Origin of the sequence: Streptococcus sp. HMSC071D03, from assembly GCF_001812125.1 — a bacterium.
Taxonomy (GTDB): domain Bacteria; phylum Bacillota; class Bacilli; order Lactobacillales; family Streptococcaceae; genus Streptococcus; species Streptococcus pseudopneumoniae_N.
In genome coordinates this window covers 59,579-68,123 of the sequence record NZ_KV807734.1, presented here as the reverse complement: position 1 = coordinate 68,123, position 8,545 = coordinate 59,579, and the positions used below count along the sequence as shown (strand labels likewise).

Below are 8,545 nucleotides of genomic sequence, written 5' to 3'. Positions count from 1 at the left end.
TGATGGTGCCTTATCTAGACTCTCATAAAGAGCCTTTTTCAAACCTTTCACAACTTGACCTTTAGAATCCGTCACTTGAACACCATCTTGATTGATAGTAACAGCTTCTTCTGGGTAATCATCAACGATATAGAACCCTTTACCAATACGGTCTTTATCTGCTTCGATGCCCTTGTATTGGCTATAATCTGCCGTCACCTTGTAGTAGTTTACAGATCCTGCCAAGACTTGTTTCCCATCGATGTCTACACCTGCCTTGTTCAGATTCTTTTTGCTTGGTTTAACAGTAGGAACATTATTTACAACTGTATCAGTTTGATATCCGTTACCGAAATCAACTTGGTAAGCCGTATTCTCAAATGATTTTCCTGTATTTCGCAATTCTTCCTTAGTTACCATTGGATCAATAATTGTAACAGATTTTCCTGCTTTGATATATTGGTTAAAATAGGCTTCTGGAACATCCACTAAAAATACTTGGAAAGCTCCCTTAGGCTTAATTTCAGAACTATCTAGAAAGGCTTTAACCTTATCATTATCAACAGATTCAATAGAATTGTACTGATACACTGAAATACCAGAAACTTCTTTTCCTTCGCTATCAATATAACGAATATCTGATTGATTAATAGTCACTGCCTCTTCTGGATAATCATCAATCGCACCAAAGCCTTTTAGAATAGCAGATGGATCTGCCTTTATCCCTTTATACTGATCATAATCCAAGGTTATATGATAGTAATTCGTTGAACCAGCTAGAACTGTTTTACCATCAATAATAACACCATCCTTGTTATGATTGTGTTTGAGAGGTTTGATCAAATTGTTATTCGGATTGTCTGGATCGTTCGGTTTACCTGGGGTTGTTACCTTAACAATATTTGAATAAGACTCAAACTCATTGTTTAAGTTCAAATGGAAATTATTCTTATAGGTTGCACCATCATTTGTTACTGTACCATAAACCTTAAGAACTGGGGCTTTATAGGCTTTACTTAAATCAGTATTTACTTTCGCTAAACCTTCAGCTTTAAGTAAACCTTTCAACTGATGCTTATCTTTATCGTAGGTTACAGTAAAGTCTTGGTTTTGATCTACAGTTTTTGCTAAATCAAGTAGATAGCCTTGAGGTAAGTTGTCCGTTAACTCATAGATTGTGGTTTCTTTTCTGTCTGCTGCAAGAGGCTTAGTTTCCAGTTCCCAAACAACTTCGGATAGCTTAGGTACTGATGAATTATTTACATTTGTACCTGCAGAGTTCTTAACTAATTTTTCTACAGTAGGCGTAGTTCTCAAGCGAGTGTAAGTAACTTCAACTTCTCTTGGTGCGACCTCATTTGGCACAGGTTTCAAATCTGGTTTAGGAGGTTCACTCGGAGTAGGAACGTGAGGTGTATCTGGTTCATCTTTTGGTGAGGCTAATAAAGGTTTCTCCGTAGGAGGTGTCAATGGAGTCTTATTCTTCTCCTTATATTCAGGTTCTAAAGGTCTTGGTTTTGTAGATTCACTTGGTTTAAGCGGCGGTTTCGGCTCCTCTAGTTGATTAATGACAGAGCGACCACCCCAAAGTTGAAAGGCGTATTCTGCTGCATAAATCTCCAAATCAGAGGAGATTTTTCTACCCGCTGTTCTGTCATTATCTTGAACATAAGCTCTATATGCACGTGACTGTGCCTCCGTGTAAGGAGCTAAAGACCGTTTACCATTTGCTAAGTAAGTTAAGTGGTGAGTAGTACCTTTACCTACACTTAGGATAGTTCCTTCAGGAGTACCTCGGAAATCGTCTACACCAACAAGCCAAGGTTCACCTGCTCTCCACTGGTTAAGACCGCTAGGATCATCACTATCATGAATACCATCTGTTTTGACACCTTGCCAGTATGTCTCTCCTCTGACTACATTAGCCTCTACCTTAGATCCCCAAGGATTTACTACAATACCAACATTGTTGTCCCCATAAGTATGTCTAACCGCTTGACCATAATCAAGATCAGAATAAATAGCAATTGTACCCAAGTTAATTGGTTCATTAGTGGCTTCATCGAAATAAGCGATATCCCACTCAACGTTTAAGTAATTAAATGGATTGAAACCCACTGGAGATACAGGTCCAGTAGAACCATCTTTGTACCACCATACAGCCAATCGTGTATAAGTCTCTGCACTACCTTCTATCCTATGTTCAGGGACTGGGGTAGAGCGAGAAGTCAATTTAGCAGAAATCGTTTTTCCTGACTTAGTACGACCAACATTATGTAGCGTAAACTCAGATCCCTGTTCGATACCTGTAATAAGCGCACCTCCATATCTTGAGTCATTTATCCAATTATGGAGAGGGGTTGAACTATTTGGGTCTAGTCTAAGGTTCTTATCTAAGGTAATAGTAGTGTTTTTGTTAGCTCCAAGCGCACCATCAACTACCTCAAGAGTAGGGTCTTCATCAAATACTGCAGTGAGCTTAGAATAGTAATCTAATGAACCACGCTTAGACTCGTCAAACTCACCGTAGATTGTAACCCCATTTGTACGTCCTTGGACTTGTTGTGTTTGTAACTCTGCCAATTTTCGTTTATATTCTGCTGAGTCCTTTTCATACTTAGCTAATTGTTCTTTGTATTTCGTTAAACCTGCCTCAGACTGATTTTGGTTATTGGTCCAAGTTTTTAGAGCTTCTTCGTAAGCTTTCTTAGCTTCTGCATTTCCCTTATCAATATCATCATCTTGCTTAGCTTTATCTGCTAAAGCTTTCTCATAATTAGTTTTAGCTAAAGCATTTTCTTGTTTGATACGCTCATTTTCTTTTGCTACACGATCTTTCTCCGCTTTCAAACGCTCATTCTTTTCTTGATTGTCTTTATCAATCTGTGCGTTTTTAGCAGTAGCATCTGCCAAGTCTTTATCATATTGAGCTTTAGCTTTGTCATAAGAATCTTTCTTTTCCTTGTTCTCAGTAGTAATCGTTTTAATTTCTTCTGTACGAGTTTCTACTTCCTCTTTGTACTTCTTAGACTCTTCTACAATAGTAGTCGCTTGCTTGTTGTAACTAGATTCAATCTCAGCAGTTTTCTTAGCTAACTCATCAGAGTTAGTAACTAAACCACCATCAACCTCAGTTGCCTTAACCGTCAAACCCGCTTCTTTAGCAGCAGATACCGCTGACTCTACTTTTTCTCGGTTAACAGTGACTTCAACAGAACCTGTTGATTTTTCTGCACTACCTTGGTCGTTTGTAGAATCCACCGTTGGATTCGTCTGTGCATATGGAGCATTTGTGGCTGGATTTTCAGTTCGTTCATCTGCTCTAACTGGACTAGTCATCAAACCTAAGGCAGCTAGACCAAGAATTACTCCACACGTTCCCCATCGTCTTGTTTTTCGGATTGAACCGAAAGCTCGTGTCTCATTATTAAATTTCATTCATTCTCCTTTTTTATTACCCATTCAATACATCCTTTACAGCACTAGTTTTAGGAAGTTTTTTAGGCTCTTCCTTCTTTGGTTCAACAGCTTTTTCTTCCGTTTTCTTTGGTTCAACCGGTTTCTCTTTTTCTTTATAAACAAACTTAAGTGTCTGTTTATCCGAAGAAACCTTCCCTTCCAATTCTTCCGGAACTGCCTCCAAAACATAAGTTGTATCTTTAACTGTAATTTCTGTTTCAACATCACGATCAAATTTCCAGTCTTTACCTACAAGCTCTCCAGTTTTAGAAATAACTTCAGAATTCTTGAGTTCCTCACCCTTTTCGTTTACAAAGATAGCTTTAACTTCCTCGCCCTTTTCATGTGCCAAGTAAGTCAGCAAAAGGTCATTTTCAGCAAACTTCCCTTTCTCTTCTCCTTCTTTAAGGGTAACTTCAAATCCATCAACAGTCGGAGCTTTGATATCATAATCATCCCCAGAGAATCCCTTAGCTACAAGAATATCCTGATCAATCTGCTCATTCGTTAAAGCATTCAGAACCTTGACTGTTAAAGAATAAACCTTTTTATCTGCTGGTTTCTTTTCATACAGATAATGTAGTTTAACAGTATCCTTAGTAACTTTTCCAGAAGATTCTTTAGGTTCTCCAGTCAATACATAGGTTTCACCATCAACAGTCAGTTCCTTCTTAACTTCAGTTGCCTTCCATTCACTACCAATCTCCTTACCAGCTTCGATAATTGTGATATCGCTTTGCCCAGGAATTTCTTTTCCGTCCGCTGTTCGGAAATCAGCAGTAACAGCTCCACCTTCGTTTTTGATAGAGTCAGATTTCTTAGCTACTTCTTTTCCATCTAATGACACTGTACCTGTTGCAGTACCTTCTCCAGTAAAGCTATAAACAATTGAGTAATCACCATCAGGTAGTTTTTCTGAAAAATCAACCTTCCCATCTTTGACCGGTAATTCTTTATTGACTTTACCACCTTTTAACAAAGCCTTAGTGATTTTTATTCCATCTCCACCGATGGCAACTTGAGCTGTTTGATCTGCGCCCTTAGAGGTTTGTACTTTGACAGTAGCAGTTTCCATAAACTGTTTAACCACTTCAGCATCTAAAATTGACTTGTCTTTACCAGTCATATCGTAGATATTAGGATGACCCAATTCTTTCATTTGCTCAATTGAACGCATGGAGTTAGTGTCGTTATCCGTAACTTGGTTACGGTTGACAACTGACATAAATGTTTTAGCACGTTTCTTAGCCCACTCAGCGAAAGATTTGTCCATTTCTTCTGGTTTACCTTTATCCATCCAACCGTCAGTGTATTGGATAACAGATACAGTATCAGAAGGTTTTGTAATTTTTTCAACAATCTCTTCAAATGGAACAACAACATCTACAGACTCATCTAGGTAACGGTGTGAACCTAGAGCATTTGCCAAACCTTGGAAGTATTGACCATAGTTTTGGTAAGTAGGATCTTTTTCTGATGGTGCGTTAATTTTCAACAAGTTATCAATAATTTCAAGTGCTTCTTGTTTTGTTAGAAGAGTTGAAGAAATTCCTTTAGTGTCGTTCATAACCTTTTTAGTACTTGCATGATATGAAGTTTGACCGTAATTATCTGGGTAAAGCTGAATGATATGACGACTTTGAGGGTTCTTATTGGCCTCGATAATCTTCTTACTCAAACGAAGTGAATCTTTTACTTTACCGGCATAAGAACTAGAGTAGTCATATACATGGACAGTCGTAAGAGGAGCAATTTCATTTGTTGTACTAGTATTTGTAGGAGCTTTTGTCTTAAACTGAAGCTCATTAGATCCTGCTTTATCTTCACCAGTTACTACTGTATTTTCAATAGTTTTTAGTTCTGGAGAAAAATCAGGTTGTTTAGGATCAACTGGTTCTGGATTAGGATTTTTAACCTTAGGCGCATCTTTCTTGACCTTTTCAATTTCGATTTTGGTCTTTTCCAAATCCTTGAATTTGTCGGATTTATTATTGTTAACCTGTTTTTCGTCCACCCCAGAAGATTCTGGATCCTTCTGCTCTGTTTTTTCAGTCACAGCTGATTTAGCTGAAGAATCATTTTTAGATTCATCTGCTTGAGCCATTGCCGAACCGACAATCCCAACTGCAACGAGTCCTAATGCTACAGAACATAAACGTTTCCCATATTTTCTATAGCTAAATGTTTTTTTCATAGTATCACCTTTCTAATTGTTCATTGGAATATTTTCTTTCGGATATAGTTGATGGATCCCTTGCTCTAAAATATACAATTATCATTTTTCCTCCAATCAAAAAGTCACCAAGAAACCTTGATGACTTTAATAAATTTAATTTTCCTTAGATTCTCGTTTGATTTTCAACAAACTTAAAAGTGAAATAGTTACCATCCCCAAGAGCCAATGACTAGAAGATTTTTCCCCCGTCTTAGGTAATTCATATCTTGCAGCAGGTGCTTGATAGACTGGATCTTTGACTTTTGCAACTTGATCGTGCACATACTTCGCAGTCTTACCATTTTGAACTGTTGGAGTAGAATGAGTTCCATCTTGTTCAATGCTTGCTTTTTGAATAGTCAACTCTTTTTGATGCTCAATTTCTTGTTGTGCTTCCAGATAATCACGATAAGCCGACAACAACTCTTTATGAGCCTCTAATACCTTTCTTTGTTCTGCTTTTGCAGTTTCTAGTTTTGCTAGTGCTAACTCTAGAATTGATTTCTTTTCTTTCAAAACTTCTTGAGCAGCTTCAAGATTAACTTTTGCCTTTTCTAATAGCTGAGGGGCATTCTTCAAAACTTCCACTCGCTCTTTTGATGCTTTCAGGGCTTCCGTTGATGCTGAAAGTAAGGCTTGGCGATTGAGGATTAGTTCTTTAATTCGAGTAAGTTCACCTTGTTTAGTAATCAATGCCTCTTTCTCAGCAGTCAAAGCTTCATTCAGTGATTTCCATTCAGTTTGTTTTTCAGCTAGTTTATCTTTAACTAACGCAAGTACTTCACGTTTGTTTTGTACGTCTGCATTCAACTGTTCCAGAGCCTCTTGCGCTTGTTTGTTTTCTAAACCAGCTTTTTCAAGGTTTGCCTCCGCCTTCTTTAACTTAGCTTCTGCTTCAGGAGTTTTTAAAGCAATATTCTGAATATCATTACGATTAGTCACTGCATTTTGCGCAGTAACTTCTGCTTGAGTATATTCTGTCTGTGCTTGTTCTTTTCTAGCTTGAGCATCCTTATGATTCGTTTTTGCAGTATCATAAGTATCCTGAACCTGTGCCACAGAATTTCTAGCTTCTTGAATTCTTTCCTGAAGACTAGCTAGATTGTTCTTAGTATCAACTTTAACATTTTGATGGAAACCATTTTTCAGCAAATCAATTGTTTTAGAATCTGTTCCAACATAGTGCATCGCAATCAAACCAAGATCTGTCTTTCGAGTTGCTACACCGATATATTGTAGCGTGACTGACTTACGATCTAGTCCTGCAAAGTTTAAAGCATGGCCCCAATCAGCGTGCTTATCATAAAACAGCATCATAACCACGTTGTTGTATGCCTGTTGTTTCAGATCAGCTAATGTGACTACATCATTTGCATTTTGGAAGCCTATATTTTCAGCAAGCAGACCTTGATTGCCTTGATTCAAACCAACTTCTTTCGCAACAGTATTCAAAGCATCTAGGTCATGGCCGTACTGATTAGTAGATAGTTGAGTTGCTTTCTGTGCCACTTTCTGCATATCTCGATTCACTAAGACTGGAATATCATCTGTTCCCATCAATCGACGGAAATCATTAATCAAATGTGCATTGAAAATGGCAAGTTCATCTTGAACTTCAGCAGACAAATGATTGACATCAGCAATCACAGTCTTTTTATCTGCTTCACTCTGCTTAAATGGAGAAGTTGGATTGCCGTAATAAGTCTCACCACCATCTGGAGAGCTAAATCCAGCAGCAGTCATTCCTTTCTTGGCAATTTCTTGTAACTTATTTGAATTTTCTTCAGTGGGGTTATTGAAGTAAGCCTTTAAAGCTTCTACATAGCCAGCAGGATAAGTGATAGAGGTTGTTGTCAAACTATTCAGGATGCTTTGAGCCTTAGATAGATTATATTTAGCTACTCGATACTGATTTTCAGCGTTAGTAGCTTGAGTGGTTGCTTGATCTAGCTCCTTCGCTTTCAACAACCTAGTTCCTTCAGTACTCATTACCTCTGCTTCTGCCTGTTTCAGTTTAGAAGCACGTTGGTCATCCGCTTTTTTAGCAGTCACCAAATCTTTTCGAGCTTGTGATTCAGCTTCTTCGCTCATTTCTAAGTTTCGCTTAGCTGCTTCAGCATTGGCAACAATGCCTGAAACTCCAGTGCCGTCTAAAACAGCTTGTTTTTCAACTACAATTTGTTTTGCATCTGTAACTTCTTTTGTTTTGTCAACAAGTTTTCTAGTAGCTTCTTTGACATTTGCTTCCTGATCAGTAACATTCTTTTCAGCTAGCTTTTGTTGCTCTTCAGCAGAGGACAGTTCTTTTTGAGCCTTCTTCTCAGCAACCTCTTTTTCAGAAACATCTTCTTTTGCATCCTGGATATTTTTAGGAGTAGCTTCCTGGACAAGTTTCTCCGCTTGAGTAACAGCTTCTGTAGCTTCTTCAACTACTTTCTCAGCATCGTTCACCTCATTTTGAGCTGTGTTTACAATATCCTCATGTTTTTTTACAACTGTGTTTGCCTGATCCACATTTGCTTGGGAGATAGCAACATCAGTTTCTGTAACTGTTTTTTTAGTTGCTTTCTTCTGTTGGCTCCCTGAAATTGGCTCTGTAGGCTTTAATTCTTCAGCGGAAGCTTGAGTCGTTGCTCCAACTGCTGCTGTTACGATTGCGCCAGCCAATAAAACTTTCTTAACTTCATTCATCATTTCCATTTGATTTCTCCTTTTTGATACTATTTAAAACAATGCTTATTTGAATAGTCTTTTAGTTTTCGTAAGATTTTATCAGACAATTTATTTGGTATAAAAGTCATAGATACAAGAATCCCTGATGATAAAAGAATAGCTGTAACTATGATCTGTATAATACTCATTTCTTCACCTTTTCATAACATCACCTATCTG

The 8,545-nt window shown here is 37.8% G+C and carries 3 protein-coding genes; all 3 read right to left on the bottom strand.

Going from position 1 to position 8,545, the window contains the following annotated elements; genetic code table 11:
• A partial coding sequence (locus HMPREF2837_RS04130; protein ID WP_075230671.1) for an SspB-related isopeptide-forming adhesin occupies window positions 1-3,417 on the bottom strand: 3,417 nt, incomplete at its 3' end.
• 16 nt (window positions 3,418-3,433) lie between these two features.
• Complete coding sequence (locus tag HMPREF2837_RS04125) at window positions 3,434-5,632, bottom strand: MucBP domain-containing protein (protein ID WP_075230670.1); 2,199 nt, start codon at window positions 5,630-5,632, stop codon at window positions 3,434-3,436.
• Between the two features lie 135 nt (window positions 5,633-5,767).
• Window positions 5,768-8,353, bottom strand: a complete 2,586-nt coding sequence (locus HMPREF2837_RS04120; protein ID WP_061087872.1) for an SEC10/PgrA surface exclusion domain-containing protein — start codon at window positions 8,351-8,353, stop codon at window positions 5,768-5,770.
• Window positions 8,354-8,545 lie beyond the last annotated feature (192 nt).